The following is a 25,440-nucleotide window of genomic DNA, read 5'->3' as shown; positions in this document are numbered from 1 at the left end:
AGGTGATGGGAAGGTTTGCGGCGTGGTGCCGGGCTACTGCAGGCCCGCGGGTCGCATCGCGACGGCGGGGGAGTCCAATTTGTACAGTCTAGAAAGGGTGCGCGCCCAGGTCCTGCCGTCGGTGGCGTAGACGTCGGACGTCAGCGCCGCCCGGCCCGACGGGATGGTCGGGTGATCGACGACATGACCGGCGATCACCCGGGTGCGGCCGACCTGGAACGACCATCCGCGCATGACCGGCGCGTCGTCGAGATCTTCCGGAGACGGACCTCCTTCCTCCAAGGTCTCCAGATCGTCGGCCAGATCCCGCAGCCGTTCGGAGAGCCGCCTTTGATCGGCGGAGACGAGGGTGCGTTCGCCGAGGCCGAGCGCCTCGACGAACGCGTCCTGGTCGAGCCGCGCCGCGTGTCGCTCCGAGGCGGCGACCTCGACCGCGGCGAGGAGCAGGACGCCTTGACGCACGGTCTTGGGCTGCGGGCACCCGTCCGCGAGCGCGTCGGCCTCGGACCGCGAGGGCGCAGCCAGCGTGACGGGCAGGAACGAGCAGCGCACGGACGGGTCGTGGGCCTTGCAGCCGAGGAGCGAACGCATCGACCGTTCGAAGCGCTTCGCATCCGGACCGCCGCCGGAACGGCCGCATCCGAGCAGCCAGAAGGGCTGCCGGAGCCCTTCGTAGTTGAGCCGGTCGATTGCGGAGGCGGCAAGCCGCTCTTCGAGCGCGCCCGGTCCGACGACGAGGATCGAGAGGTCCGCCAGCGCCGACAGGTCCGAATCGTTGACGAGGTGGAGCGGCAGGTCGAGGACGACGTCGCAGGCCTGCGGATCGCCATCGCCCAGCATGTCCCCGAGGTCGTCGGCCGAGAAACCGTGCGCCGAAGCGGTCCTCTCGACGAAGGTCAGGCCCTCTGGCATCGTCCGGGGGAGCCGCGCGACGCCGTCGTTCGGACCGGCGATCCGCAGGACAATGGCGGGTCGCCCGGAAATGGCGAGGGCGAAACCCGTGGTCAGGGCAGCGTGTGTCGCGGCCGCGCGACCGTCCAGTCCGTGAAAGGTGAAGAGCAATGGAGCGATCCCATTCCGCGAGGATGGAACGGAGCCTCGACGGCGCGGCGGACTTGGATCCGGCGACGACGGCAGGGCGGTTCCGATCAAGGAAATGGAATTATGCCACAGGTATAAAATTTTATCATCAGCATAGCAAGCCGCCGATGGAGCTTTCGGATCTCTTGGTTAACGAACTGGCGGCCGGCGCGGTGTTTCCGGGCGGGGCCTGCCAGGCGGCGCGAGAGATGCTCGGGCTGACGCAGCAAGACCTGGCGACATCGGCGCAGGTCAGTCGCAAGACCATCAACGACTTCGAGAACATGAAGACGGAACCGGGCGGTCGTATCCTTCGGGCGTTGCGCGAGACCTTGGAGGCGCAGGGAGCGCGCTTCTGCGTGCTCGGCGGGGCCGTCGGTGTCTACGTCGGCAGGCCATGCGCGGTGGACGGCACCTGATATCAACCCGGCCGGGTCGCGGGTCATCCATCCGGCCGCTCGAAGCTAGTGGTGGAAATCTGACGCTTGGTACCCATTCCTGACCGTCAGAGAAGGATGGGAAGCAGCTTGGCTGCTTTCAGTCGCAAGACGTTCATAAGCGGACCTAGGATGACCCGCAGTCTCCGGATGGACGGTCCAACCCATCGAATGGTCGAAGTTCGTTAAAGTCGGATGCCGACATCATCAGAGGCGATGCGACCGGCACGAAAGTGCTCTGCCTCGGGAGACAGCGTGATTCACGATTGCAAAGCCCCGGTCACGCGACATCTCGTGCTGGTCCGGCATGGCCAGAGCGTAGCCAACCGATCCGGCCTGTTCACGGGATTGCTGGACTCGCCCTTGACCGAGCAGGGCCGGAGGGAAGCCGAGGCAGCCGGCCGGCGTTTGGCAGAGTGCAACTGGCGCTTTTCCGCTGCCTTCACCTCGACGCTGACGCGGGCCGTCGTGAGCGGCCGGCTTATCCTCGATGCGCTCGGGCAACCCGGATCGGTCCCCCAAAGCTTCGCCGCGCTCGACGAGCGAGACTACGGCGACCTCAGCGGGCTCGACAAGATTGCCGCCGATGCGCGCTGGGGGGCGGAGCGGATCGAGACCTGGCGCCGCTCCTACGCCGAGGCGCCGCCGAACGGTGAGAGCCTGCGCGATACCGTCGCCCGCATCGTGCCATGCTACCTCCGAACCATCCTGCCGGCGGTCATGTGCGGGGACGTGCTCGTCGTCGCCCACGGCAATTGCCTGCGGGCGCTTGTCATGGCGCTTGAAGACCTGAGCCCCGCGGAGGTCGAGCACCTCGAACTCGCGACGGGCTCCGTCAGGATCTATGAGCTTGCTGCGGACACGACGATCACGGCCAGCTGGATCGACGGGTGAATCCGCCTGTCGCCCCCCCACAATGCGTCTCCGCAAACTCTGAGGGGGTCCTCATCTCATCTATTTCAGTGATGAAAAGCATCTAATCATTCCGCTGGAGTGAATGAACGGGACCTGGGATCCTCCGGCATCACATCGGAGCCATCCATGTCCGCGCCAAGACTTTTCTCCCACTCTCGTTCGACGCGTGCCTTGGCCGGCACGAGAGCCATCCTTCCGGGACTGGGCCTCTGCGTGGCGGTCACCGCCGCAGCGATCGGCTTCGAAGCCGCCCAGACGCATCTGTTCGGTCGTGCCTGGCTCGAAGCCCTGGTGCTGGCGATCCTGCTCGGCAGCGCGATCCGCACGATTTGGACCCCGTCGCAGCGTTTCTTTCCCGGCATCGCCTTCGGGGCCAAGACCGTGCTGGAGATCGCGGTCGTACTACTCGGCGCGTCGCTCAGCCTCGCGACGATCCTCGCCGCCGGACCGGGCCTGCTCTTCGGCATCGCGGGCGTCGTCGTGGCCGCGATCCTGTCGAGCTACGGCATCGGCCGAGCGCTCGGGCTGCATCCGCGCATGGCGATCCTCGTCGCATGCGGAAACTCGATCTGCGGCAACTCGGCGATCGCCGCCACGGCACCGGTGATCGGCGCCGACGGCGAGGACGTCGCCGCCTCCATCGCCTTCACCGCGGTGCTGGGCGTGCTGGTGGTGCTCGGCCTGCCGCTGCTGGTGCCGCTGCTCGGTCTGTCGCCGATGCAGTACGGCGTGCTTGCCGGCCTCACCGTCTACGCCGTGCCACAGGTCCTCGCCGCCACTGCGCCGGTCGCGGCGCTCAGCGTCCAGGTCGGAACCCTGGTGAAGCTCGTCCGGGTGCTGATGCTAGGCCCGGTCGTCCTGGTGCTTTCGCTCGGCGCAAGCCGGCTGCGCGAGGAGACCGACGAGGCCGCCCCCGGCGTCACCGCCGGCGACCGCCCGGCCCGCGGCGGCCTCGCGATCCACCGCCTGGTGCCGTGGTTCATCCTCGCCTTCCTTGCGCTCGCGGGCCTTCGCTCGGCCGGGCTGGTCCCGCAGGTTGCGCTCGCGCCGATGTCGGAGACCGCCAACGTGCTGACCGTGGTCTCGATGGCGGCGCTCGGCCTCGGGGTCGACGTGCGCAGCGTCGCCAAGGCCGGCGCGCGGGTGACCCTCGCGGTGGTCGCCTCGCTCCTTGCGCTGGGCGCCGTCAGCCTCGGCCTGATCCACGTGCTCGGCCTCGTCTGATCCGCGCTATGGCATCGATCCGAATTCTTGATGAAAGAACTGCCGTGACACGTTCGTCCCAATCTTCGTCCGAGGCGGTTGCGCAGGCGACGGGATGGTTGATGGGGCCGGGTCGCGAAGCGGCGGACGCGGCAGCCCTTCTCGACGGGTTCAGCGCGTGCCTCTCGGGGCTCGGCCTGCCACTGGCCCGCGCCACCACCCACGCGCCGACCCTGCATCCGTCGTTCCGGTGGGTGATGCGCGTCTGGCATCCAGGAGCGTCGAGCCTAGCCCTGCGTCGCCGCCACGGCATCGAGGGCACGCCGACCTTTCACGGCAACACCGTCGAGCACGTGGTCGAGACCCGTACCCCGTTCCGATACCGTCTCGACGGGGATGGGCCGCTGCCGTTTCCCGTGCTCGGCGAGCTTCGCGACGAGGGTCTGACCGACTACCTCATCGTGCCGCTGCGCGCCGCGCGTGGACGCATGGGCGCCGCCTCCTGGGCCACGGCGAGACCGGGCGGCTTCACGCTGATCGAGATCGACACGTTGCTGGCGCTGGTCGAGCCGTTCTCGCTGCTGTTCGAGATCAAAGCGCTCGACGACATGCTCGGCGCGGTGCTGAGCGCCTATGTCGGGCGCGACCCGGCACGGCAAATCCTGGCCGGCACAGTGCGGCGCGGCGATGTACGTCTGATGCGGGCCGCGATGATGCTGACTGACTTGCGCGGGTTCGGTGAACTGTCCGACCGGCAGAGCCCCGACCGTGTCGTGGCCGCCCTCAACCGGATGTTCGATGCCATCGTGCCAGCCATCGAGGCGGAAGGCGGCGAGGTGCTGAAGTATATCGGCGACGGGCTACTGGCCGTGTTCGATGCCGATCGCGACGAGGCCGCGGCGCGCCGTGCCGCCTTGCGTGCCGCCGAGGCCGCACTCGCTGCGCTTGCGACCCTGCGCGACGGTGACACAGCTGCCTTCGAGGTCGGCGTCGCACTTCATGTCGGCGAGGTCGCCTACGGCAATATCGGCGGCGGCGACCGGGTCGACTTCACGGCGATCGGCCGCGATCTCAACGTGCTCGCTCGCGTCGAGCGCCTGTGCAAGACCTACGACACGCCGCTGATCGCCACCGACACTTTCATCGACGGATTGGCGCATGCCCTCGAACCTCTCGGCACCGTCGCCCTGCGCGGTTTTTCAGAGCGTCACGCCCTGTTCGGGCTTCGCAGGACCGCGCCCGTCGGCGCGCCGGCGGCGTGACGCCAAGACGGCGTCCTTGATCGTCCCATCGGAGATTGAAACTTCTCAAATCATCGCGTTTGGAGATCATTCGTATCGCGAAAGACCGTTGGTGGGAATAAACCGCATCCCGTAGCATCTCCCTGGTCGCGAGGGATCGCGACGGGTCCGATGCCTTCGAACGCATCGACACCGACATTCTTAGGGGAGAGACCATGCACGGACTGGACAGACCGATGAACCGCCGCCTCGTCCTGGGTGGCCTAGGGCTCGGCAGCCTCGGCGCCGCCATACCGGCCTGGGCGGCGGGCTCGGTGAAGCTTCCGCTGCCTGGCGGCCCAGACGAGCGGACGCTGACCACGGCCTTTCCGGGCAAGGGCGAGATGATCCTTCAACGCACCCATCCGCCGCTGCTGGAGACGCCGTTCTCGGTATTCGACGAGGGCGTGTTCACCCCCAACGACCGCTTCTACGTGCGCTGGCACTGGGCCTCGATCCCGACCGAGGTCGATGCCGGCACCTTCCGGCTCAAGGTCCACGGTCATGTCGAGAAGGAACTCTCGCTCTCGCTCGACGCCATCGCCGGCCTGCCCCGCTTCGAGATCGCCGCGGTGAACCAGTGCTCGGGCAATTCACGCGGGCTGTTCGAGCCGCGTGTGCCCGGCGCGCAATGGGCCAACGGCTCGATGGGCAACGCCCGCTGGACCGGCGTGCGCCTCAAGGACGTGCTCGAAAAGGCCGGGGTGAAGGCCGGTGCCTTGCAGGTGCGCTTCAGCGGCCTCGACGAGCCCGTGGTCGACGACGCGCCGGACTTCAAGAAGTCGCTCGATCTCGACCACGCCAACAATGGCGAGGTGATGATCGCCTACGCGATGAACGGCGAGCAACTGCCGCTGCTCAACGGTTTCCCGCTCCGGCTCGTGGTGCCGGGCTGGTACTCGACCTACTGGGTCAAGATGCTGTCCGACATCGAGGTGTTGGACAAGCCCGACGACCAATATTGGATGAAGACCGCTTACCGCATTCCTGACGTGCCGGGCGCTAACATCAAGCCCGGTCAGACCGGCTTCAAGACGGTGCCGATCAACAGGATGGTGCCGCGCTCGTTCGTAACCAACCTGCAGGACGGCGCCAAGGTGGCGGCCGGAACGCCGGTGGCGTTGCGCGGCATCGCCTTCGGCGGCGATTGCGGGGTGAAGGCGGTCGAGTTCTCCGGCGACGGCGGGGCGACGTGGTTCCCGGCGCAGCTCGGCGCGGACGAGGGCCCCTACAGCTTCCGCCGCTTCGAGGGCAGCCTACCGGCGCTGGCCTCCGGCACCCACACGGTCCGGGTCCGCTGCACCAACACCAACGGCGTCGCGCAGCCCATGGACCGGGTCTGGAACGGCGCCGGCTTCATGCAGAACGGCATCGAGGCCGTGTCATTCCAGGCCGCTTGAGGAGAACAGCCATGAACCCGATCCGCCCTGCGGCCCTCATCGCCGCCCTCATACTGTCTCCCCCGGTGGCGCTCGCCGCTTCGGCTCCCGAGCCGATGCGCTTCAGCTCGCAATCGATCGAATTCCCGACTTCCGACCGGATCTTCCCGGACGGGCCGGGGGCCGAGGCGGTCAACAACAACTGCCTCGCCTGCCACTCGGCCGGGATGGTGCTGACCCAGCCCAAGCTCACGAAGGCGCAGTGGACCGAGACCGTGAACAAGATGGTTCACGTCTACAAGGCGCCCGTCGATCCGGCCGACGTGCAGACCATCGTCGATTACCTCACGGCGTTGAAGCCGACGCCCTGAACCCCCGAATCCCGAGGCCGCCGCGCTATTTCGCCGGCCTCGGGGAATAGACCGAGCCTTCCGGCATCTCCTCAGGGCGATGCACGGCCGGCCCGGCCTTGCACCACGGATTTCCGATTTCGAACCAGCCCTCGCGGCCGGCCTTTGGCCGCCGAACGAGTGCGCATGCCCGAGAGACCCGCTTCATGAACCATATCCGCACCAGCCTCCGCACCCTCCTCGCCGGAGCCGCCTTGCTCCTCGCCCAGGGCCAGCCCGGGTTCGCCGCCGGCTTCGACGGCGCGATCAAGAACAACGCCCTGGCGCTGAACGCCGCCGGGACTGTCGCCGCTGTGTCGAACAGCGAGGAGAGCGCCGTCGTCGTCTACGACGTCGCCAAGGGCACCGTGCTGCGCCGCCTCGACGGCTTCGTCACGCCGCGCAACATCGTGTTCGCACCGGACGGCGCCCGCTTCTACATCTCCGACAGCGGCACCGGCCGGATCACGGTCTACGAGACCGCCACCGGCAAGGAGGCCGGCGTTCTCGCCGCGGGCCCCGGCGCGTTCGGCACGGTGCTCTCGGCCGACGGGACCAAGCTCTACGTCAACAACGAGGCCGCGAGCACGCTGACCGTGTTCGACACCAAGACCATGCTCGCCGAGGCCGTGATCCCCGGCTTCGCGCAGCCGCGCCAGGGCGTGAAGCTGTCGCCGGACGGCAAGACCGTGTTCGTGACGAACTTCCTCGGCGACAAGATCACGTTGGTCGATACCGCCACCAACAAGATCACCGGCGAGATCGCCGGGTTCGACAAGCTGCGCGCCATCTCGATCACCAAGGACGGTAAGACGCTGTTTGCCGCCAACAGCGGCCGTAACACCATCGGCGTGGTCGATGTCGCCGCCCGTAAGGTCACCTCCGAGGTGGCAGTGGGCAAGGACCCCTACGGCGCCGCGCTGACCCCGGACGGGCGCTTCGTCTATTCGGGCAACCTGAAGGACAACTCGCTCTCGGTGATCGACACCGGCACCCTCAAGGTCGTCGCCACGGTGACCGGCCTGAACGAGCCGCGCCAGGCGATCGCGTTCTCGGCCGACAACGCCCACGCCTACGTCCTCAACCGCGACCTCAGCGTCGCCGTGGTGGACCGGGCGAAGAACGTAGTCGTCTCGACGATGAAGCCGTGAAGCGACGCGCGTCGGGGGCCTTATCGCCCCCGGCGCGTTCTCGTCGTCGACACGTCACGAACGCAGGACAAAAACCCCATGCTCGGCCTGTTCCAGCGCAAGGACCGCCTCATCGTCCACGGCGAGGCGCCCTACAATGCCGAGCCGCCGCTCGATCGCCTGCGGGCGGCCTTCCTCACCGACCAGGCCGACTTCTACGTCCGCAGCCACGGCGACATCCCGGACCTCGGCGACGACGGCTACCGCCTGACTGTCGACGGGATGGTCGCGACGCCCCTCGAATTGTCCGTCGCCGATCTGAAGGCACGCTTCGCGCACGTCACCGTCACGGCGGTGATGCAATGCGCCGGCAACCGCCGGGCCGACATGCTGGCTGTGGCCCCGGTCTCCGGCGACCCGTGGGCGCCCGGCGCCATCGGCAACGCGGAATGGACCGGGGTGCGGCTCGCCGACGTCCTGCACGCCGCCGGGATCGATGCGGGCGGTACGCGCCACGTCGCCTTCGAGAGCCACGACCGGATCGCGGACACGGACACGCGCTTCGGCGCCTCGATCCTACTCGCCAAGGCACTGGCCCCCGAGACGCTGCTCGCCTTCTCGATGAACGGCGAGCCTCTCGCCCCCGAGCACGGCCATCCCCTACGTGTGGTCGTTCCAGGATTTGCCGGCATCCGCAGCCCGAAATGGCTCGCCCGCATCACGGTGCAGGACCAGCCCTCCGACAATCCGATGCAGGCCGACGACTACAAGCTATTCCCGCCCGACGTGACGGCCGAGACCGCCGACCCGGCCCACGGCATCACCATCGAGGCGATGCCGCTCAACAGCGCGATCTGCGAGCCCGCCCGCGGCGCAGCGTTGAAGGCCGGCCGGCACGCGATCCGCGGCTACGCCATCGCCAGCGACCGCGCGGTCGCCCGCGTCGACGTCTCGACGGATGGCGGTCGCAGCTGGGCACAGGCCCGGATCGACCGCGATGCCGACGCGCCCTACGCCTGGACGTTCTGGGAGATCGACCGCGAGCTGACCGCGGGCGAACACGAACTCGCGGTGCGGGCCTGGGACTCCGCCGGCCAGACCCAGCCGGCGGCGCCCGACGACACCTGGAACTACAAGGGCTACCTCAGCGCCGCCTGGCACCGGGTACGGGTCACGGTGGCCTAACAGTCACGCCCAGAGCAGGGCGGTGGCCGCAAGGCCCGAGATCGCGATCAGCAAGGCCGCGATCCCGACGGTGAGGATGCGCGGCATCATCGGGATCTCGGCATCGGCGAGACGCGCCCGAATCGCCCGGTCCCGCCATGCGGCGCCGGCGAACGAGGCAAGCGCGCAGGCGATCAACGTGAGCGACAGCACCTTTAGCGGCCAGACCGCCAGCACCTCCCGCAGGAAGCGCTGCGCGGCCAGGCCGACGCCGAGGAAGGCGAGCCCGGTGCGAAGCCACGCCACGAAGGTGCGCTCGGCTGCCAGAACCGTCCGGTCCTCGGCGAGCCTCACCCGGGGATCGTCGGGGTGCACGGGTTTCGCAGGATCGCTCATCCGGCATCCGCCGTCGCGATCAGGTCGAGCAACGCGTCGGCGGCCCGGCTGCGGTAGCGCTCCTTGTGGCGCAGCACCCGGAACGGCCGGCTCGGCAGGGCGAACGCCGCCCGAACCAGGGTTCCGGCCCGAAGCGCTGCGGCGACCACGGTCTCGGACAGGACGGCGGCCCCGCCCCCGGCCTCGACGGCGGCGCGCACCGCCTCGTTAGAGGGCAGTTCGAGCGTGACCCGAAGCTGGGCGGCTGCGAGGCCGGCCGCACCCAGGGCCGCCTCGAAGGCCGAGCGGGTTCCCGATCCCGCCTCGCGCAGCACCCAGTCGGCCCCGGCGAGATTTTCGGGTTCGAGGTCGGTCGCCCCGGCGAAGGCATGGCCAGGGGCGACCACGAGGACCAGTTGGTCCTGCGCGATGGTGGTGCTCGCAAGCGTCGGGTCGTCGAGCGCCCCCTCGACGAAGCCGAGTTCGGCCTGCCCGGCGCGCACCGCGTCGGCGGCGTCGGTGGTGTTGCCCACCGCCAACCGGATAGCGATCTCAGGGTAGGCCCGGCGGAAGGCGACGAGGTGGCGAGGCAGCCAGTCGCTGGCGATGGTCTGGCTGGCGTAGAGCGCCAGCGTCCCGCGCCGCAGGCCGCTGAGGTCGGCGAGCACCAGTTCGGCCGCGTCGGCGCGGGCAAGCACGGCGCGGGCCTCGACGAGGAACACGCGCCCCGCCTCGGTCAACTCGATCCCGCGGCCGACCCGGTGAAACAGCTTCGTCGCGTGCCGCCCCTCGATGTTGGCGATCGCCGTGCTGACCGCCGACTGGACGAGGTTCAGCGCCTCGGCAGCCCGCGTCACGTGCTGCCGCTCGGCCACCGCCACGAAGATGCGGAGCTGGTCGAGGGTCACGGCTGCCGACGATCAGGCGCGAGGCCACGCACCTGCGCATCGACCGCCTGCGCGACAGTGAGCAGCCGGGCCTCATCAGTTCGACCGGTGACGACGTAGGACATGCCGCCATCGACCCAGGAGAAGGCGGCGACATCGCCCTCGCGAGCGAAGCGGAAGAGCGTTCGCCCATCGCCGTCTCCGACACGGCTGTAGAGCGACAGGCGGGTTCCGCGGTCGTCGTCGTACATTAGCATCGCTGCGGATTCGGCGCCGGCCGGCAGCAGCCGCCCGCCCATCAGGCGAAACCCTTGGGCCGCGAGATCGGGGGCCGCGACCGCGTGACCGAGGCGCTTCGAGAGCCACGTCACGAGGTGGAGCTTCTCGTCGGCGCGCACCTCCACCGGATGCACCACCTCGACCACGAAGGTGCGAAAGGCCGCGACCGCGTCCTGCGTCGCCGGTGCCTCCGCCACCATCGCCGTCGCGGGTCCGCCGCGCAGGGCATGGCCAACCCAGCCGCCGGCACCGCCGAGCGCAAGGCAGAGCACGGCTGCAGCTGCCATGGGGAACCAGCCCCCGCCGACGAACCGACGTCGCGGGCGAATGTTGGCCACCCGGAGCCGCGCCGGGATCGCCTCCTCGGCGATCGGCGCGAGGCGGGCACGCAGGCGCTCGCGCAGGGCGCGATCCGCCGAGACCTCGGCCGCACGCGCGGGTTTTCCTTTGAGCCATGCCTCGACCAGCGCCTGCCGCTCCGGTTCGAGGCGGCCGTCGATCAGGCCGTGCAGGTCGTCCTCGCCGACCGGGCGTGGATCCCCGCTCATTTCACCCTCCTCAAGAGGCCGGTCCGGCCAGTTTCCAGAAAACTTCGCATCCGTGTCCGCGCCCGGCTTAAGCGCGACATCACCGTGCCGAGCGGTACCCCGAGCACCTGGGCCGCCTCGGCATAAGACAGATCCTCCACCGCGACGAGCAGCAGCACCGAGCGCTGTTCCTCGGGCAGGGTGTCGAGCCCGGCGAGTACGTCGTGGCCTCCCAACGCGGCTTCCGGGTCGATACCCGGATCGGGCACCTGCTCCAGTGCTTCCGCGCCGACATCGACGCCGCGCCGGCCCCGGCGCCGGACGGCGCCGAGGAACAGATTGCGCTCGATCGTGAACAGCCACGCCCGCAAGTCGCCGTCGCGGCGACGCCCGGACCAGGCGGACAATGCCCGCTCCAGCGTGTCCTGAACGAGGTCGTCGGCCGCCTCGCGGTCCCGCAACAGCGCGACGGCGTAGCGCCGCAACGCCGGGATCTGCGGTTCGATGAGGGCGGCGATCTCGTCCAACGACGTTTCCCGGTCAGAGGGGGCCGATCAAGGCATTCACCGATCAAGGCTTGGCGATGTGCCACGCGCCGTTGAGGAAGCCGTCGCCGGTGATGTCGCCGGGCTTGGTGTCCTTGGCAAAGGTGTAGAGCGGCTTGCCCTTGTAGGCCCACTGCATCGTGCCGTCGTCCCGCGTCACCATCGTCCAGTCGCCGCTGGCGGCCGAGCCGGAGGCGGCCATCAGGGCCGGCCAGTTGGTGGCGCAGGGGCCGTTGCACATCGACTTGCCGCCCATGTCCTTGTCGAAGGTGTAGAGGGTCATGCTCTTGGCATCGACGAGCGCCGGCCCCTTGGCGGTCTCGGCCGTCATGGCAGGCGCGGCGGCCTGGGCGGCTAAGGCGGAGAAGGCGACAGCCGCGAAGGCGGCGCGGATCAGCAGAGTGCGCATGGGTGAGGTCTCCCGCGGTCGAGCATGACCGCATCGGGAGGGATGCCGAAGAGGCGCCTCTATTCCACGCGTCTTCTCGACGACAGATCACGAAGGCGTGAACGGGCTCTCAGCCACATCCGCGGAATAAAGCCGCGCCCCAGGCATCCTTCCCATCGACACCGGATCAAAAGGAAGCCGCATGCGCGGAGCACTGGGATTTGCCGTGACGGCGGCGCTGATGGCGAGCGGCCTCGTCGGCGGCCGGATGATGATGCGCCCGACCTTGGCCGCCACCGAGCCAGCGGCAGCTCCGTCCGCGTCCTTCGACGCGATGATGGCGCAGTCGATGGCGCAGATGCATGCCGACATGATGGTCCCGCCCTCGGGCGACCCCGACCGCGACTTCGCCGCGATGATGATCCCGCACCACGAAGGCGCGATCGCGATGGCGAAGGCAGAGCTGCTCCACGGCAAGGATCCGGTCCTGCGCCGCCTCGCGCAGGGGATCGTCGTCGAGCAGGGCCAGGAGATCGATGTGATGCGCCGCGCGCTCGCCGATCGCCCCGCGATGCCGGGTCGGTCCGCCGGCGCCCCTCCCGTTCACCACCATGGCGCGGCACCTGCCGCCGAGATGCCTTCGGAGCACCGCCGATGAAGACCGCCCTGACCGTTCTCGCCCTTGTGCTGCTCTCCGGCTCGGCCTTCGCCGGGCAGGCTCCGGGCCCCGCCTCGGCGCCCGACGTGCCCATCAGCAGCAAAGACCGGTTCTACACCTCCGATCAGTTCTCCAATACGGTCTCTGTGGTCGATCCCGCCGCCAACACCCTGCTCGGGGTGATCCGGCTCGGCGACCCGACGCCGATAAACCTGAGCCCGCTCTATCGCGGGCAGCTTCTGGTTCACGGCATGGGCTTCTCGCCGGACCACAGGACCCTGCTCGCGGTCTCGATCGGTTCGAACTCCGTGAGCTTCATCGACACGGCGACCAACGCGGTCCGCCACACCGCCTATGTCGGCCGCTCGCCGCACGAAGCCTTCTTCACGCCGGACGGCCGAGAGGTCTGGGTGAGCGTGCGCGGCGAGGACTATATCGCCGTGCTCGATGCCGCGACCGCCATGGAGACCCGCCGGATCACCGTACCGAACGGGCCGGGCATGACGATCTTCTCGCCGGACGGCACCTACGGTTACGTCTGCTCCAGCTTCAGCCCCGAGACCGTCGTCATCGACATCAAGACCCACGCCATCGTCGGCCGCGTGAAGCAGGAGAGCCCGTTCTGCCCCGACATCGCCGCCACGCCGGACGGCAAGCAGGTGTGGTTCACCCTCAAGGATGTCGGCCGGACCCAGGTGTTTTCGGCGCGTCCGCCATTCGCGCCGCTGAAGACGATCGAGACCGGGCCGATTACCAACCACGTCAACATCGTCTCGACCAAGGCCGGCCAGTTCGCCTATGTGACGATTGGCGGCCTGAACCAGGTCAAGGTGTTCCGCACCGACGATTTCTCCCAGCTCGCAACGATCCCGACCGGCGCCCTGCCGCACGGGCTCTGGCCCTCGGGCGACGGCAGCCGGGTCTATGTCGGCCTGGAGAACGCCGACAAGGCCGCGGTGATCGACACCGCGTCGAACACGGTGATCGCCGAGGTGCCGATCGGCCAGGGTCCGCAGGGCGTCGCCTACGTCCCGAACGCCGTGCCGGAGGGGGACGGAAAGCAGAACCTCCAAGCGCTGGGCGCAGCCGACAAGACCAGCGCGCTGACGCTCGCGGGTACCGATGGCAAGCCGGCGACGCAGGTAACCCTGTTCGACCAGGGCGTGTTGCAGACGCTGCAGGCCGCGGTAACGGGACTGCCCTCGAAGATGCCGTTCGTGCTGGCGCTGGCCGCCGACTCGAAGGGCGCGACCGGCCTGGAGCCGCTCGCCGCCTTCATGACCAACCCGGCCGGCGCGGCCATCGTCAACGCGATCGGCCCGATCCGCCAGATCACCCGCACGGATGCCGGCGCGAGCCGGCGCTACCTCGTGGTGGTCTCGGGAAAGCCCGGTGAACTCGGCGGCGTCGTCCAGATGCAGACTGTGGATTGAACGGGCGGCCTCACGAGCGCGGGAAGCGGGAATCCGAGAGCATGCGTTCGCAGCGCGCGTCCGGCTGCAACGTCTGCTTTCAAGGCCGCCATTGGCTCGCTTCTATGACCGAGTAGGTGAAGGTTTTCGGATGCTGGCCGGCGCAGGTCATGCGGCTGGGCTGAGGGCCGGCGTCCGCAAACCGCCCAAGCACGAACCCGCGATGGTGTGAGCGCACCGCCTATGGGGATTCGAAGATCTGCGGACTGAGCGCGGGGTCAGGCGGGGGGGTGGAGCTGCCCCTGGCGGGCGGGGTGGGGCGGCCAACACACGGGTTTCGACGCGCCTGCGGGGGCGTGGCGCAGCGGCGGCGGGCCGGAGGAGCGACGATCGGCACGATGGCGATGGCCACGGCCGGGGTCGGCACGCGGCGGCTCGCTGGCCGAAGCGACGCAGCTTCGACGCGGGGCTGGACTGGATCAGGCCGGGTCACGACGCCCTCATCGCGGAGGAGCGCGGCGCGGTGGGGGGGGCGCGCGGCTGAGCCGGGCTCGGGATGGCCGCGATGATGATCATGCGCCCGCCGCAGCACGGGCACGCCGGGCGCCACGCCGACGATCGCTCCGCCGCCTCAGTCTCGGTCGGTGGCGGGACGGCGAGCAGGTCCCTGGCGCGGGCGAGGTTGGCCTTGCGGCCAGCGCTGGCGAGCAGGCCATAGTGCCGGATGCGGTGGAAGCCCTTGGGCAGGACGTGGAGCAGGACGCGCCGGATGAACTCGTGCGTGCTCAGCGTCAGGGTCCCGTAGCGCTCAGGCCCGTCGCGACGGTAGTCTTTGATGCGGAAGGTGACGCCGGTCCCGTCGAACGCCACCAGCCGGCCATTCGAGATCGCCACGCGGTGGGTGTAGCGCGACAGGTAGGCCAGCACCGCCGCGGGACCAGCGAAGGGCGGTTTGGCGTAGACGACCCAGCGCGTCGTCTGGATCGGTGCGAGGTAGCGCCGGAAGGCGCGGCGGTCGGTCAACGGCGCCAGACTGCCGAAGAAGTCGAGCCGTCCAGCGTCGTGCAGGGCGATCAGCCCCGCCAGGAAGAGGCGGCGGAACAGCTTGGCCAGCACCCGCACCGGCAGGAGGAAGGCGGGGCGCGATGACACCCACCGCGCGGTCGCGCGAGAGGCCGCCGCCCGGCACGATCGTGTGCAGGTGGGGATGATGCGTCAGCGCCGAGCCCCAGGTGTGGAGCACCGCGGTCAGCCCGATCTTCGCGCCGAGGTGCTTCGGGTCGGCGGCGATGGTCAGCATCGTCTCGGAGGCGGCCCGGAACAGCAGGTCGTAGACGGCGACCTTGTTCTGCAGGGCGATGTCGGCGACCTGGGCCGGGAGCGTGAAGACGACGTGGAAGTAGCCCACCGGCAGCAGGTCGGCCTCACGCGCGGCCAGCCACGCGCGAGCGGCCGCCCTTTGGCATTTGGGGCAGTGCCGGTTGCGGCAGGAGTTGTAGGCGATGCGCGTGTGGCCGCAGTCGCCGCAGCCCTCGACATGACCACCGAGGGAGGCGGTGCGGCACCGCTCGATGGCCGCCATCACCTTGAGCTGGGGCAGGCTCAGGTGCCCGGCCTGGGTCGCCCGGTAGGCCGGCCCGGCAGCGCGGAAGACGTCGGCGACCTCCAGCGCGGGTCGAACGCCGAGTCAGCCGGTTGTGCTCTGTCCTTCCATCAGCAGCGCGAGGCGCTCCGGCGGCCCGGTGACGGCGCGGATCGTCTTGGTCGCGACCCGGGCGTAGAGCGCGGTGGCGTCGAGCTTGGCGTGTCCGAGCAGCACCTGGATGACGCGGATGTCGACGTCCTGTTCGAGCAGGTGGGTGGCGAAGCTGTGGCGCAGGGTATGGGGCGTCACCAGCTTGCGCAGGCCGGCGGCGTCGGCGGCCTCGTGCACGGCGCTGTTGATCTGGCGGGTCGAGATCGGCTCGACGGGGCTCCGGCCCGGGAACAGCCACCCGTGCGGCAGCATCACGCCGCGGCGCCGGCCATCGCGCCACCCCAGCCGGAGCAGCCCCAGCAACTGCGGAGACAGCATGGCGTTGCGGTCCTTGCGGCCCTTGCCCTGCTCGACCCGGATCAGCATGCGGGTGCTGTCGATGTCGTCGACCTTGAGGGCGGCCACCTCCGAGACGCGCAGGCCCGCGCCGTAGGCGGTGCCGAGCGCCGCCTTGTACTTCAGCCCCGGCGTCGCTTCGAGCAGCCGGCCGACCTCCGCGACGCTGAGCACGTCCGGGAGCTTGCGGGGCTGGCGCACCAGGACGAAGCGACGCGACAGGTCCGGCCGGTCGAGGGTGACGGTGAAGAGGAAGCGCAGCGCCGACACGGATCCGTTGACGGTGGGCGGCTGGACGCCAGTCTCGGCCTGATGGACCTGGAAGCGGCGGATGTCCTCGGGCGTCGCGCTGTCGGGCGAGCGTTCGAGGAAGGCGGCGAAGCTTCGGACGCAGCGGATGTAGTCGCGCTGGGTCTCCTGCCGCAGGCCGCGCAGGCGCATGTCGTCGAGCATGCGCTGGCGCAGCGGGCTAACGGATGAACAGGGGGACGTGAGGGTCGGCTGGGACATCGGGGCCTGCTCCAAGATGACGGTGATCCATCATGCTGGGAGCCCGGCCCGGACCCGCTCAACTGTTCATCGACGCTCGGCGCCCGCACTCAACCTCCCCGAAGGGCCCATCCCGCGAAGCGGGTTCGTGCATGGGTCGAAAGCAGCCCCGCGCGGTGGGTACCAACCGTCAGATTTCGACCACTAGGTGCCGGCCCTGGCGAAGGCGACGAGATCCGCGGGATCGATGCTCTCCGCATCGGCCCGGAGAAAGATCATCGTCTCGGTCAACCAGGGGGAGGCGAGGCGGTGACGGATCTCGGCCGGGCGGTCGAGATCGTGCCGCCGCAGCACGCCCACGAGCTGTGTGCGGCCGGTTCCGTCGGCCAGGAGGATGATATCCTGCGCCGTACGGACGATCTTCAGGTGGAACCCCTCGGATTCGTTCACGAAGTCCATGACGTTCCCGTCGACCGGATCCTCATCCCCGAGCGATGCGACATATCGGGCGACGAAAAGGACGATTTCCGGCCCGGACATCGTCCTGGTGTGCGACCGGCCACGCGCGGCATAAGGCGACCTCGTCGAATGGACGCGGCGGGCGGGTGAGAGCCCCGGAGTCTCGATCTCACAGAGGAAGTCGCCCCAGGGGCGGACAAGCTCCTTGACGATCAGGTTCCAGTGGCCGTCGCGGGCGAAGCCGATCGCATTGCCGCATTCGCCCTCGAAAAGCATGAGGACGGGCGTGCCCTGGACCAATAATCTGACCACGCGCCGCCCCTCCCCATCGACACGGCGCGTGATGAGCATGCCGTCGCCGAGGCGGTGTTCGCTGTACCGCCTGTCCGGGGCCCTCTTGGCGGCCGGGATGACGATCGCCAAGAGGGTGATGTCGTCGAAGAGTCGGTTGCGTCGCATGGTACGGGCGGTACTGGGCATGGTCGCTCCTGGAACGGGTGAGAGTGTCTTGGTCTGGTTTTCGGCGTCACCGCCGCAGGATGGTTGACCCTCGTCCATCGACCTTTTTCGCCCGCGGAACGCCTTCATCGACGCCGTCACGGTGCCAGGGCCGGCCTAGTGGGGGCTTCGTCCCACGCAGGGTGGCCCGGGAGGCCGGATTACCCCGTCGAATCCGGTTTCTCGGGGGGGAATGCGTCGGGCTTGATCTGTTCCGGCACCGTGTAGTGGGTGCCGTCGTAGGCAAGTCGGCCTGTGTTACGCAGTCGCCGCATCGCCGCCAGCAAAGTGTTGTCACGCTGTTCGCTCACGCGACCGCCGTCCGGTTTCCGCAGCTCTTCCAGAAGCTGCAGCGAGGTCAGCGGACCCGCCTTCCTGACGGCATCGAAAGCCGCAAGGCCGGCACCGCGAAGGGCCCGGGTCTGCGTTGGTGCGACGGAGCGAGTGGAGTTCTTAGCGACCCTCTTCTTCGCCGCGGCAGCTTTCTTCACGGGCGACTTGACCGTCTGCATCCGGATGCCCGGCACGGTCTGCAGCCAATCCGCGAAGGGCTTGCGACCCCATTTCGCCCCGTCCATGTGCGCCACGACGATAAGATCATGGAGCGGTCGTTGAGCCACGTCCCTCCAGAAAGCCTCTGCGTGCTCCCTATCGTTTTCCGTATCATTCATCGCCTTCTCCTCCATCCCGTCATGCGTGACACTGGCGGCAACGTTAGTCTAGCGGCCAGGCGCAAGGCCTTATCGTACGATAAAGTTGTCAACAGCTATCTTCAGGACGTCCAGCAAACGTCATGCCGGCGGCGGACGTTAGCTGGGATGATAGCGCGGGTCGCGATCTTCGGCCACCGCTTCGCTGTTTCGGAACGGCCCCCGCTCTGCGACTGGCACGAAGCCCAGGTCGTTGGGGGCGGGCCGGTCGTTCCAGGGTCGCTTGCCAGGTATGCCCAACGACCTGGCCTTCCCCGCATCTCAGCCGCCGTCCTGCTTTGAGCTGCCGGAAGCGCCGTCTTGACCGGCGCCCCCCTGCCTGAATCCATGGCGCGACCCATGGAAACGGAGAGTACGAATGTTTCGGCCGCCCTCGATCTTCCACGCTGGACGCAAGTTGTCCGAACTTCGGCGTCACCTCGAAACCGCCGGCCATCCCATCTCGATGGAGGCCGCGCGGTCGGTCATGGCGCAAGCGTGGGGATGGATGTCGTGGGCGGAACTGACAGCCGCACTGGAGACCCCGGGCGAGCCTTCAAAATTCGACGAGGACCTGATCGGGCCCGTAGCCCGTCGGGGAGTGATGAACAGGCATAACCTGCGCGTGTACGGGAGACGATGCTCGACTGCCGCCCTTGCTGTGCGTCGCGAGCTTGGTCTGCCGTCCGAGATGGCCCTGTCGCTCTGCGCCATCGTGCGATTCACGGGGCGGCACGAGCCCGATCCCGAGGCGCAGGAAAGGGCGCTTTCCGTCTGCCGGAAGCGGAACCTTCCCGCGAAGGCAGACGGGTCGTCCTATTTGGAGGTTTGGCGTACGCCCGAGCAATTCCGCGAGGATTATCGGCTCGGTTGCCAGCCGCCGTCGCCGGAGTGGCAGGGCTTCCTGAACGATATCGTCGCCCATCGGGACAAGCGTCCGACACTGCCCCCGCATCGACCGCGGTGACGCGTTCGCAGGCCTGAGATTTGGCCGCCATGAAGCGCCATGTTGCTCAATCCCGGATAACGCCGAGAATTTGATCAAGACCCTATGGGGATCGGCGATTGTTGGTCAATTTTCTTTCGAATCATTATTGATAACCCTTCCAGCGCATCTGCAACAGTATTGCTCCGCGGTCGGTTATCACGTGATGGCCCCGCCTGAGCGGTGTGCGCAGCGAAAGGATCGATGCGGCCGGCTATCACATGGCCGCGCTCAAGCGTATGCAGTGACAGCTCCATGTTTCTTCGACCGAGATGAAAGAGAAAATTTTTGGGCGGATTATCGCAGATGGCTCATAAGCAGAGGCTTGGGGGCCATCTCAGATTAACCTCCCAAATGTTTTCCCTCTATGATATCCATCTGATTGGGTTGATCTTTTTCAACCGCCATGAAATTCGAGCCCCCCACTTGGGGCGCTTGCGATTCAGGGCGCAGCTCCAGCTTTTCTCGTGCACGCGCTTTCTGCACGTCAATACCGGCGATCTTCACAGGTCGCTCCATGCGGCGGGCATACGCTTGAAGGAGTGCGTAAAGGTAGCTGCCGAAAGCCCGGAATAGGCGCGCTCAAAAAGGGCCAGAAGCTCAGGGCGCGGGCCCGTTAGAACGGCTCAACAACTTGATCGCCCTTGCGCTTGCAGGCACGGTCACGTTCTGGTCTGTCGTGGTGCGTTGCTACATCTTTGCATTCGGTAGTCCGCGCCCCAGCTGATGCCGCTTGGGATCAGCATCCAAAGGTCTTACCACACTTCTACTGTCTACCGGCTGAGTTGCCCTGCCGACACGATCGTGTCGACGGTCTCGCATCATTCCTCGACCATTATCAATCGATTGCTGCGCAGCTACCGGCGCGGGCTGTTCGACATCGCCATCGTGGCGGACCTGCCACCCAGCACGACGCTCTGAAGCGGTCATTCAACTCCCAGCATCGTCAACCATGACGCCCTGCACCTCGACTTGGCCACGGCGCTGGAGCTGAAGGGCCACGATCCAACACAGGGCCGCCCAAGCCGAACCCACGCACCAACCCGCGAGCACGTCCGTGGCGTAATGCACTCCGAGGTAGACCCGGCTCAGCCCGACCACGATCGACAGGAAGACCGCGCATCCCGTGAAGTACGCCTTCAGGCGAGCATCCGCGGCGACGCGCGTCATGAGCGCGCCGAGCGTCAGGAAGGTCACCGCGGAGAGCATGGCATGGCTGCTGGGAAAGCTGGACGTGAAGACCTGGATGCCGTCGGGCATGTCCGGACGGGGCCGGCTGAAGAACAGCTTCAGCCCGAAGCTGACGACCGTTCCCCCGAGGATCGAGCCCACCAGCAGTAGGGCGGCCCCTCGCTTGCGGATCAGGAGCAGGTAGCCGACGACGCTCGCCAGGAGGAAGCAGAGCACGACCATGCTGCCCAACGCGGTCACGTCACGGGCCATCTCGTGGAGCCAGGCCGGGCCTATCGCGTCCGTTGCGCCGACGGGGCGGAAGACGTGGGCGATGCGGGTGTCGAAGGCCGTCGTGTCGCCCTCCATGACTTCCTCGGCAAGGAGGCCGAAGCCGAGGATGAGGGCTGCGACGCAGAACAGCGCCGCGATGAGGCCGATCTCCCTCTTGCCGAGACGCGCGACGATGCCCGCAGGGTTGGGCGAAGTGGCTCGGTTCATCGATCCTGGTTCCTGGCCGGTGAGGGGTCGCAAATTCGATGGGGTACGATGGCTAACCCCGGGGCGACGAACCCGTCCCGTCACCGGGCGCGACGAACCCTCCGATAGCGAAGGCAAGCCGGACGCGCGGCACCGGACGATCGCGATGAAGGCGATACCGGATGCCGTGCCCATCGGGGCCGGACCGCCCTTTCGTGGTCGCGTCCACCGCAACGCCCACGATGGGCCTTATCGTTCGCGTCCCGGCGATGCCTCGCGTTGCAGGGCCGCGGCGCCGGGCATCAGGACATCGTCGCGTCCGCGCCCGGATGCCGCCCAGCCCTTTGGGGCAGCAGGACGATAAGGGCGACGATGAAGGCCGCGATGACAGCGGAGGCGAGAGGCCGGCTGAGGTCCAGCCCCCCGTCGGCGGCCGGCTTGTCGAGGAAGTCGCCCACCATGGCACCGAGCGGCCGCGTCAGGATGAAGGCCGCCCAGAACAGCGCGACACGCGACACCGAGATCCGGTAGTAGAGTACGATGACCACCGCGACGCCGCCCGCGAACACGAGGGCCCCGCCCTGGTAGCCGAGCCCGCCCGTGTCCGCGAGCCAATCGCCGAGCGCCGTCCCCAGCGTCTGGGAGAAGGTGATGGCCCCCCAGTAGAACGCCTCGACCCTAGGGGTCGAGACCGTATCCACCGATACGGTGCCCTCGGATGCGTACCAGAGCCAGAGCACGGCCGCGAGGCAGGCGAGGAGCAGGGTCGACCCGCCGGTGTATCCGATGCCGAGCGAACGGTCGGCGAAGTCCGCCATGGTGGTGCCGAAGGTGGTCGAGGCGACGATGGTGGACCAGTAGAGGACGGGGTTGAACCGTCTCGCCATGATTTGCGCGACCACGAGGCCGAGCAGCACCACGGCAAACAGTAGGGTGCCGGCGAGGTAGCCCCAGTTGAGCGTCATGGTGACGGTATCGCCGCCGGTCTCGCCAAGGGTGGTGGCCAGGATCTTGATGACCCAGAAGCCGAGCGTGACCTCCGGGACCTTGCTCAAGGTGCGCTCAAGGGTGCCGTTCATCGGGTAGGATCCTTCGGCTGGAGGAGGCCATCAGGCGGCGTCGACGCCGACCGCATGGCGACCGGCACGCTGTGGGATGAGGAGCACGAGCACCACCATGACGAGCGCCAGCACCCCGGAGATCGTGATGTCGTCGATGCCCAGGCCACCCGAAGCGGCTGGCTTGTCGAACGAGTTGGCGAGGGTGGCGCCGAGCGGCCGCGTCAGGACGAAGGCGATCCAGAACAGCAGCGGCCGTGATACGCGCGTCCGCAGATACAGCGCCGTAACGACGGCGAGCGCGAGGACGATCAGGAACGCGCTACCATTGTACCCGAGGCCGGTGCTGTCAGCCATCCAGTCGCCCAGCGCGGTGCCGAGCGTCTGCGAGAACATGATCGTGGCCCAGTAGAACCCTTCCGCCTGCGGGGTCCGCACCGATTCCACGGCGACGGTGCCCAGGGTGCGCTTCCAGAACAGGAGGGTCGCGACGACCGAGGCGAGGAGGACCAGCGATCCGCCGAGGTAGCCGATGCCGAGGGATCGGTCGCAGAAGTCCGCCAGCGTCGTGCCGGCGAGCGTCGTCGCGGTGATCACGGCCCAGTACAGGGTGGGATGGAAGCGGGATGCCCGGATCTGCGCCGCGAGCAGCACGGCCAATAAGGTCCCGAAGATCGCCGTGCCCGTGAGATAGCCCAGGCCGAGCGTCAGGGCGACGGCGTTGCCGCCGACCTCGCCAAGCGTGGTGGCCACGATCTTGATCGCCCAGAACCCGACGGTGGCTTCCGGCACCTTGCCGGGTTCCATGGGGGCGGGTCGCTCGGTTCGTCGCATGGGGATGCCTTGTGAGTGGCCGGCGTTGGTTCAGGCGACCTGCATCCGGTCGATGACCGCGAGCAGCTCGTCGACCGCGCGGCGGCAGGTGACGGGGTCGGGAGGCGACGCCCGCAGCGCGTCGAGGGCGCCGTCGATGGCCTTGTCCACGACGTGCCAATCGACGGCCGCGCGCGGTCTCAGACCCGCCTCGGCCCCGTCCCAGGACAGTTCGAGGTCCTTAATCCGCGCCTTCGCGGCCGGAAGGTCGTCCCGGTCGGCGAGGGCCTTCACCTCGACGACGATGGCCCGGAACTTCGAGAGGTCGCCGAGCTTCGACGCGGCAGGCGTAGCCGGTGTCGCGCCGGCATCCTGCACCGCCAGCAGGACCAGGGCGGCGGCGTTGCCGCCGACGATCGCGGCGGCCACCGTGGCAAGGATTATCGTTCGCATGGACTTCGCTCCGGCTCGTGTGGCGTCAGGTGGAGGGAAAAGGGAGGGCGTTCGGACCGCTCGCGGGGAAAGTTCAGCCCCCGCGCAGTCCCTCGGGCTCGCGCGATCGCGGGACCAGGCTCAGGGCCCCCACCAAGGCGACGATGACCGCGAGGAAAACGAGGCTGGTATGGGCCGTGCCGAACCCAAGCCCCCCGTACTCACGGGCCTGCGAGAGGAGATCGCCCAAAGACGCGCCGAGCGGCCGCGTGACGATGTAGGCGAGCCAGAAGGTCGCCATCGGGTTCGCGCCGAGGCTACGGGCGAGCGCGAGGGCGGCCAGGACCGTGCCGAAGATGACGACGCCGAGATTGAAGCCGAGACCGAGCGCCTCCGTGGCGAGGTCGCCCGCCGCCGTCCCGAGCGCGAAGGTCAGGAGGATGGCGAGCCAATAGAACGCCTCGCGCCGGCGGGTCACGATGGCATGGATCGAAAGGGTCTTCTCGGTCGCGAACCAGACGGCGAACACCGCCGCGAGGGCACACGCGAACACGCCCGTGCTCACGAAGAGGCTGACGCCGAGCTTGTCGGTGAGGATGTCGGTGACCTGCGTGCCGACCACGCTGACGAGAACCACGGTCACCCAATAGATCCAGGGCACGTAGCGCCGCTCACGGACCTGCAGGGCGAGGGCCCCGGCGAGGAGGGTGGCCGTGATCGCGGTCGTGGTCGCAGCGCCGAGGCCCACGTTGACGGCGAGGTAGTCGGCACCGGTCTCGCCGACCGTCGTCGAGAGGATCTTGATGACCCAGAAGGCCGCGGTGACCTCCGGGACCTTGTTCAGGATCCGGCCCTGTATCCCGCCCATTGCCGACTCCCGTCCGTCGTCGTGGTGGCGAGTGATAGCCGGCCAGAATGAGGACAGAATGAGCGCAGGCCCCGGGGAGCGCAGGGAAGTTCTCAGGCCTGCGAACAGACCACCGCTATAACCCCTTGCCCGTCGCGGCGGTTCTCGACCGTCAGTCTCAAGCCGTTTCGCTCCGCGCCGCGGCGAGCGATCGCCAAGCCGAGACCGGTTCCCTCGATCCCCGGCGGCGCAGCCCGGAAGAAGCGGTCGAAGAGACGCGATGCGCTGCCCGGCGGCAGGCCGCAGCCGGTATCGCACACCGACACGACGGCCTCCCCATCGACGAGCCGGAGCGTGACGTCGACCTGCCCCCCCGCCGGGGTGTAACGCAGGGCGTTGTCGATCAGATTGGCGAAAAGGGTCGCCAACTCGTCGCCATCGGCGGGAATCCGCGCAGGCGCCTCGATCTCCACGCCGAGGTCGATGTCCTTGCCCTGCGCGATTACGACATGGTCGGCGACGCAGTCCAGAAGCAGCTGTCCAAGGTCGACGGACCCTCGACCTTCCGCGATGTCGTCGTCGAGGCGGGCGAGGCGGAGGAGCTGATCCACCAGGCGGCTCGCGCGATTGATGCCCCCCGCGAGCGCCGTGCGGCGCTCGCCATCATCCCCGACGAGGGCGTCGATCTGGATCTGCATCGCGGCGAGCGGCGTGCGCAGCTCGTGCGCCGCGTCGGCGACGAATCGTTTTTGGGCGTCGAGCGCGGCCTGCAGACGGAGGATCAGGCCGTTCATGGCCTCGACCAGCGGCGCGACCTCCGCCGGCACGCCACGCGCGGCTAGCGGGCCGTTCGCCGTCGCGCCCCGCCCCGCCAGGTCCTGCACCAGATCGTCCAGCCGCCCGAGGACCCGGTTCATCGCCCACCCGACCACGATCCACGACAGCGGGATCAGGAGGAGCAGGGGGGCCAAGGCTCCAAGTGCCGCGTGCCGGGCGAACTCGGTCCTGACCACCTCGCGTTGCGCGACCCGGACCATCGTGGTGCCGTTGGCCGTCGCATAGGTGCGCCAGGTTTCCCCGCCCATGACAATGTCCGCGTAGCCGGTGCGCTCGGGCCGCCGTTCGTCGACGCCGCGGTCGCTGCGTAGGAGCTGCCCGTCCTTCCAGATCGTGACGGCGAGCTGGTCCTCCGGATCCTGGTCGGCGGCCGGTGGGGCGTCCGCGTCCGGGAGTCCGGAGCCGGCGTTGAGGGCGACCTGACGCAACTGCCCGTCGAGGAAATCGGATGCTTCCCTTTGCGCCAGGACGTAGGCCGCGAGCATGGCGGCAAGGCCGATGCCGGCGAGAAGGGCTGTCATCCACCCGAGCGCGGTCCGGCGC

General features: G+C 68.4%; 27 protein-coding genes and 1 pseudogene. 11 read left to right on the top strand and 17 right to left on the bottom strand.

All coding sequences use genetic code 11. The features are described from left to right. Positions 1–33 precede the first annotated feature (33 nt). Positions 34–1,062 carry a DUF6634 family protein gene (locus AO398_RS08640; protein ID WP_058191654.1) on the bottom strand — a complete coding sequence of 343 codons (1,029 nt, stop codon included), beginning with the start codon at positions 1,060–1,062 and terminating at the stop codon, positions 34–36. A 23-nt stretch (positions 1,063–1,085) separates the two neighbouring features. Between AO398_RS08640 and AO398_RS08635 the strand changes: the two genes are divergently transcribed. The 8 genes from AO398_RS08635 (at position 1,086) to AO398_RS08600 (ending at position 8,998) form a co-directional block, all read left to right on the top strand. Further along, positions 1,086–1,499, top strand: coding sequence for a helix-turn-helix transcriptional regulator (locus AO398_RS08635; protein ID WP_187275989.1), 414 nt, complete (start codon positions 1,086–1,088; stop codon positions 1,497–1,499). 273 nt (positions 1,500–1,772) lie between these two features. Further along, the gene (locus AO398_RS08630; RefSeq protein WP_058191652.1) at positions 1,773–2,411 is read left to right on the top strand and encodes a 2,3-bisphosphoglycerate-dependent phosphoglycerate mutase; all 639 of its coding nucleotides are present in this window, start codon (positions 1,773–1,775) and stop codon (positions 2,409–2,411) included. 147 nt (positions 2,412–2,558) lie between these two features. After that, on the top strand, positions 2,559–3,656 hold the full coding sequence (locus AO398_RS08625; RefSeq protein WP_058191651.1) for a putative sulfate exporter family transporter: 1,098 nt from the start codon (positions 2,559–2,561) through the stop codon (positions 3,654–3,656). 101 nt (positions 3,657–3,757) lie between these two features. Next, positions 3,758–4,897: an adenylate/guanylate cyclase domain-containing protein gene (locus AO398_RS08620; RefSeq protein ID WP_058191650.1), complete on the top strand. Its 1,140-nt coding sequence runs from the start codon at positions 3,758–3,760 to the stop codon at positions 4,895–4,897. Between the two features lie 194 nt (positions 4,898–5,091). Then, positions 5,092–6,315 carry a molybdopterin-dependent oxidoreductase gene (locus tag AO398_RS08615; protein ID WP_058191649.1) on the top strand — a complete coding sequence of 408 codons (1,224 nt, stop codon included), beginning with the start codon at positions 5,092–5,094 and terminating at the stop codon, positions 6,313–6,315. An 11-nt stretch (positions 6,316–6,326) separates the two neighbouring features. Further along, positions 6,327–6,665, top strand: a complete 339-nt coding sequence (locus AO398_RS08610) for a cytochrome c (RefSeq protein WP_058191648.1) — start codon at positions 6,327–6,329, stop codon at positions 6,663–6,665. A gap of 185 nt (positions 6,666–6,850) precedes the next feature. Continuing rightward, positions 6,851–7,834: a beta-propeller fold lactonase family protein gene (locus AO398_RS08605; RefSeq protein WP_058191647.1), complete on the top strand. Its 984-nt coding sequence runs from the start codon at positions 6,851–6,853 to the stop codon at positions 7,832–7,834. A 78-nt stretch (positions 7,835–7,912) separates the two neighbouring features. Beyond that, entirely contained in the window at positions 7,913–8,998 is a 1,086-nt protein-coding gene (locus tag AO398_RS08600; protein ID WP_058191646.1) for a molybdopterin-dependent oxidoreductase, read from the top strand. 3 nt (positions 8,999–9,001) lie between these two features. On the opposite strand, the gene AO398_RS08595 is transcribed toward AO398_RS08600, so the two are convergent. The 5 genes from AO398_RS08595 to AO398_RS08575 are packed head-to-tail and all read right to left on the bottom strand — an operon-like array spanning position 9,002 to position 11,999. Next, positions 9,002–9,373 (bottom strand): DUF202 domain-containing protein, encoded by a 372-nt coding sequence (locus AO398_RS08595; RefSeq protein WP_056250466.1) that lies wholly within the window; start codon positions 9,371–9,373, stop codon positions 9,002–9,004. Next, positions 9,370–10,260, bottom strand: coding sequence for a LysR family transcriptional regulator (locus tag AO398_RS08590; RefSeq protein ID WP_058191645.1), 891 nt, complete (start codon positions 10,258–10,260; stop codon positions 9,370–9,372). The genes AO398_RS08595 and AO398_RS08590 overlap by 4 nt, the downstream gene beginning before the upstream one ends. Continuing rightward, positions 10,257–11,066, bottom strand: coding sequence for an anti-sigma factor (locus tag AO398_RS08585; protein ID WP_058191644.1), 810 nt, complete (start codon positions 11,064–11,066; stop codon positions 10,257–10,259). The genes AO398_RS08590 and AO398_RS08585 overlap by 4 nt, the downstream gene beginning before the upstream one ends. Further along, entirely contained in the window at positions 11,063–11,572 is a 510-nt protein-coding gene (locus AO398_RS08580) for a sigma-70 family RNA polymerase sigma factor (RefSeq protein WP_056250474.1), read from the bottom strand. Before AO398_RS08580 ends, AO398_RS08585 begins: the two co-directional genes overlap by 4 nt. Before the next feature lie 43 nt (positions 11,573–11,615). Further along, positions 11,616–11,999 carry a hypothetical protein gene (locus tag AO398_RS08575; RefSeq protein ID WP_056250476.1) on the bottom strand — a complete coding sequence of 128 codons (384 nt, stop codon included), beginning with the start codon at positions 11,997–11,999 and terminating at the stop codon, positions 11,616–11,618. 181 nt (positions 12,000–12,180) lie between these two features. On the opposite strand from AO398_RS08575, the gene AO398_RS08570 reads away from it, so the two are divergent. Further along, complete coding sequence (locus AO398_RS08570) at positions 12,181–12,636, top strand: DUF305 domain-containing protein (RefSeq protein ID WP_056250477.1); 456 nt, start codon at positions 12,181–12,183, stop codon at positions 12,634–12,636. Next, positions 12,633–14,069, top strand: coding sequence for a YncE family protein (locus AO398_RS08565; protein WP_058191643.1), 1,437 nt, complete (start codon positions 12,633–12,635; stop codon positions 14,067–14,069). Before AO398_RS08570 ends, AO398_RS08565 begins: the two co-directional genes overlap by 4 nt. A 654-nt stretch (positions 14,070–14,723) precedes the next feature. On the opposite strand, the pseudogene AO398_RS08560 reads toward AO398_RS08565, so the two are convergent. From AO398_RS08560 to AO398_RS08545, 4 genes and pseudogenes are all read right to left on the bottom strand, one after another. Next, positions 14,724–15,717: pseudogene (locus AO398_RS08560) on the bottom strand (IS91 family transposase); the annotation flags it as partial. An 18-nt stretch (positions 15,718–15,735) separates the two neighbouring features. After that, on the bottom strand, positions 15,736–16,650 hold the full coding sequence (locus tag AO398_RS08555) for a site-specific integrase (RefSeq protein ID WP_058191642.1): 915 nt from the start codon (positions 16,648–16,650) through the stop codon (positions 15,736–15,738). 183 nt (positions 16,651–16,833) lie between these two features. Further along, on the bottom strand, positions 16,834–17,646 hold the full coding sequence (locus AO398_RS08550; RefSeq protein WP_152997467.1) for a hypothetical protein: 813 nt from the start codon (positions 17,644–17,646) through the stop codon (positions 16,834–16,836). Between the two features lie 101 nt (positions 17,647–17,747). Next, positions 17,748–18,257: a hypothetical protein gene (locus tag AO398_RS08545; RefSeq protein ID WP_152997466.1), complete on the bottom strand. Its 510-nt coding sequence runs from the start codon at positions 18,255–18,257 to the stop codon at positions 17,748–17,750. A 397-nt stretch (positions 18,258–18,654) separates the two neighbouring features. On the opposite strand from AO398_RS08545, the gene AO398_RS08540 reads away from it, so the two are divergent. Next, positions 18,655–19,242: a hypothetical protein gene (locus AO398_RS08540; RefSeq protein ID WP_058191639.1), complete on the top strand. Its 588-nt coding sequence runs from the start codon at positions 18,655–18,657 to the stop codon at positions 19,240–19,242. Positions 19,243–19,602: 360 nt separating this feature from the next. Here the strand turns inward: AO398_RS08540 and AO398_RS28775 are convergent, their stop codons facing one another. The 7 genes from AO398_RS28775 to AO398_RS08505 all read right to left on the bottom strand — a co-directional run bounded on the left by AO398_RS28775 (position 19,603) and on the right by AO398_RS08505 (position 25,418). Further along, the gene (locus tag AO398_RS28775; RefSeq protein WP_160329317.1) at positions 19,603–19,767 is read right to left on the bottom strand and encodes a hypothetical protein; all 165 of its coding nucleotides are present in this window, start codon (positions 19,765–19,767) and stop codon (positions 19,603–19,605) included. A gap of 423 nt (positions 19,768–20,190) precedes the next feature. Continuing rightward, positions 20,191–20,931, bottom strand: a complete 741-nt coding sequence (locus AO398_RS08530; protein WP_058191637.1) for a phosphatase PAP2 family protein — start codon at positions 20,929–20,931, stop codon at positions 20,191–20,193. Positions 20,932–21,212: 281 nt separating this feature from the next. After that, a complete protein-coding gene (locus AO398_RS08525; protein WP_058191636.1) occupies positions 21,213–21,989 on the bottom strand; it encodes a hypothetical protein in 777 nt (258 codons plus the stop codon). A gap of 30 nt (positions 21,990–22,019) precedes the next feature. Beyond that, positions 22,020–22,775 (bottom strand): hypothetical protein, encoded by a 756-nt coding sequence (locus AO398_RS08520; protein WP_152997465.1) that lies wholly within the window; start codon positions 22,773–22,775, stop codon positions 22,020–22,022. 57 nt (positions 22,776–22,832) lie between these two features. Beyond that, the gene (locus AO398_RS08515) at positions 22,833–23,234 is read right to left on the bottom strand and encodes a hypothetical protein (protein ID WP_058191634.1); all 402 of its coding nucleotides are present in this window, start codon (positions 23,232–23,234) and stop codon (positions 22,833–22,835) included. A gap of 73 nt (positions 23,235–23,307) precedes the next feature. Then, positions 23,308–24,081, bottom strand: a complete 774-nt coding sequence (locus AO398_RS08510; RefSeq protein WP_058191633.1) for a hypothetical protein — start codon at positions 24,079–24,081, stop codon at positions 23,308–23,310. Between the two features lie 92 nt (positions 24,082–24,173). After that, positions 24,174–25,418, bottom strand: coding sequence for an ATP-binding protein (locus AO398_RS08505; protein WP_244498699.1), 1,245 nt, complete (start codon positions 25,416–25,418; stop codon positions 24,174–24,176). Positions 25,419–25,440 lie beyond the last annotated feature (22 nt).

Origin of the sequence: Methylobacterium sp. GXS13, assembly GCF_001455965.1 — a bacterium.
Classification (GTDB): domain Bacteria; phylum Pseudomonadota; class Alphaproteobacteria; order Rhizobiales; family Beijerinckiaceae; genus Methylobacterium.
The sequence above is the reverse complement of the archived record's forward strand: the minus strand, read 5'-3'. Positions and strand labels throughout refer to the sequence as shown.

Bases quoted from the DNA above. Each gene is read 5' to 3' on its own strand.
- AO398_RS08575 (WP_056250476.1), bottom strand. From the start codon at position 11,999: ATGCGCACTCTGCTGATCCGCGCCGCCTTCGCGGCTGTCGCCTTCTCC.
- AO398_RS08545 (WP_152997466.1), bottom strand. From the start codon at position 18,257: ATGAATGATACGGAAAACGATAGGGAGCACGCAGAGGCTTTCTGGAGG.
- AO398_RS08515 (WP_058191634.1), bottom strand. From the start codon at position 23,234: ATGCGAACGATAATCCTTGCCACGGTGGCCGCCGCGATCGTCGGCGGC.
- AO398_RS08525 (WP_058191636.1), bottom strand. From the start codon at position 21,989: ATGAACGGCACCCTTGAGCGCACCTTGAGCAAGGTCCCGGAGGTCACG.
- AO398_RS08540 (WP_058191639.1), top strand. From the start codon at position 18,655: ATGTTTCGGCCGCCCTCGATCTTCCACGCTGGACGCAAGTTGTCCGAA.
- AO398_RS08565 (WP_058191643.1), top strand. From the start codon at position 12,633: ATGAAGACCGCCCTGACCGTTCTCGCCCTTGTGCTGCTCTCCGGCTCG.
- AO398_RS08615 (WP_058191649.1), top strand. From the start codon at position 5,092: ATGCACGGACTGGACAGACCGATGAACCGCCGCCTCGTCCTGGGTGGC.
- AO398_RS08620 (WP_058191650.1), top strand. From the start codon at position 3,758: ATGGGGCCGGGTCGCGAAGCGGCGGACGCGGCAGCCCTTCTCGACGGG.
- AO398_RS08570 (WP_056250477.1), top strand. From the start codon at position 12,181: ATGCGCGGAGCACTGGGATTTGCCGTGACGGCGGCGCTGATGGCGAGC.
- AO398_RS08555 (WP_058191642.1), bottom strand. From the start codon at position 16,650: ATGTCCCAGCCGACCCTCACGTCCCCCTGTTCATCCGTTAGCCCGCTG.
- AO398_RS08625 (WP_058191651.1), top strand. From the start codon at position 2,559: ATGTCCGCGCCAAGACTTTTCTCCCACTCTCGTTCGACGCGTGCCTTG.
- AO398_RS08550 (WP_152997467.1), bottom strand. From the start codon at position 17,646: ATGGACGAGGGTCAACCATCCTGCGGCGGTGACGCCGAAAACCAGACC.
- AO398_RS08510 (WP_058191633.1), bottom strand. From the start codon at position 24,081: ATGGGCGGGATACAGGGCCGGATCCTGAACAAGGTCCCGGAGGTCACC.
- AO398_RS08635 (WP_187275989.1), top strand. From the start codon at position 1,086: ATGGAACGGAGCCTCGACGGCGCGGCGGACTTGGATCCGGCGACGACG.
- AO398_RS08595 (WP_056250466.1), bottom strand. From the start codon at position 9,373: ATGAGCGATCCTGCGAAACCCGTGCACCCCGACGATCCCCGGGTGAGG.
- AO398_RS08505 (WP_244498699.1), bottom strand. From the start codon at position 25,418: ATGACAGCCCTTCTCGCCGGCATCGGCCTTGCCGCCATGCTCGCGGCC.
- AO398_RS08610 (WP_058191648.1), top strand. From the start codon at position 6,327: ATGAACCCGATCCGCCCTGCGGCCCTCATCGCCGCCCTCATACTGTCT.
- AO398_RS08605 (WP_058191647.1), top strand. From the start codon at position 6,851: ATGAACCATATCCGCACCAGCCTCCGCACCCTCCTCGCCGGAGCCGCC.
- AO398_RS08530 (WP_058191637.1), bottom strand. From the start codon at position 20,931: ATGAACCGAGCCACTTCGCCCAACCCTGCGGGCATCGTCGCGCGTCTC.
- AO398_RS08520 (WP_152997465.1), bottom strand. From the start codon at position 22,775: ATGGAACCCGGCAAGGTGCCGGAAGCCACCGTCGGGTTCTGGGCGATC.
- AO398_RS08585 (WP_058191644.1), bottom strand. From the start codon at position 11,066: ATGAGCGGGGATCCACGCCCGGTCGGCGAGGACGACCTGCACGGCCTG.
- AO398_RS08600 (WP_058191646.1), top strand. From the start codon at position 7,913: ATGCTCGGCCTGTTCCAGCGCAAGGACCGCCTCATCGTCCACGGCGAG.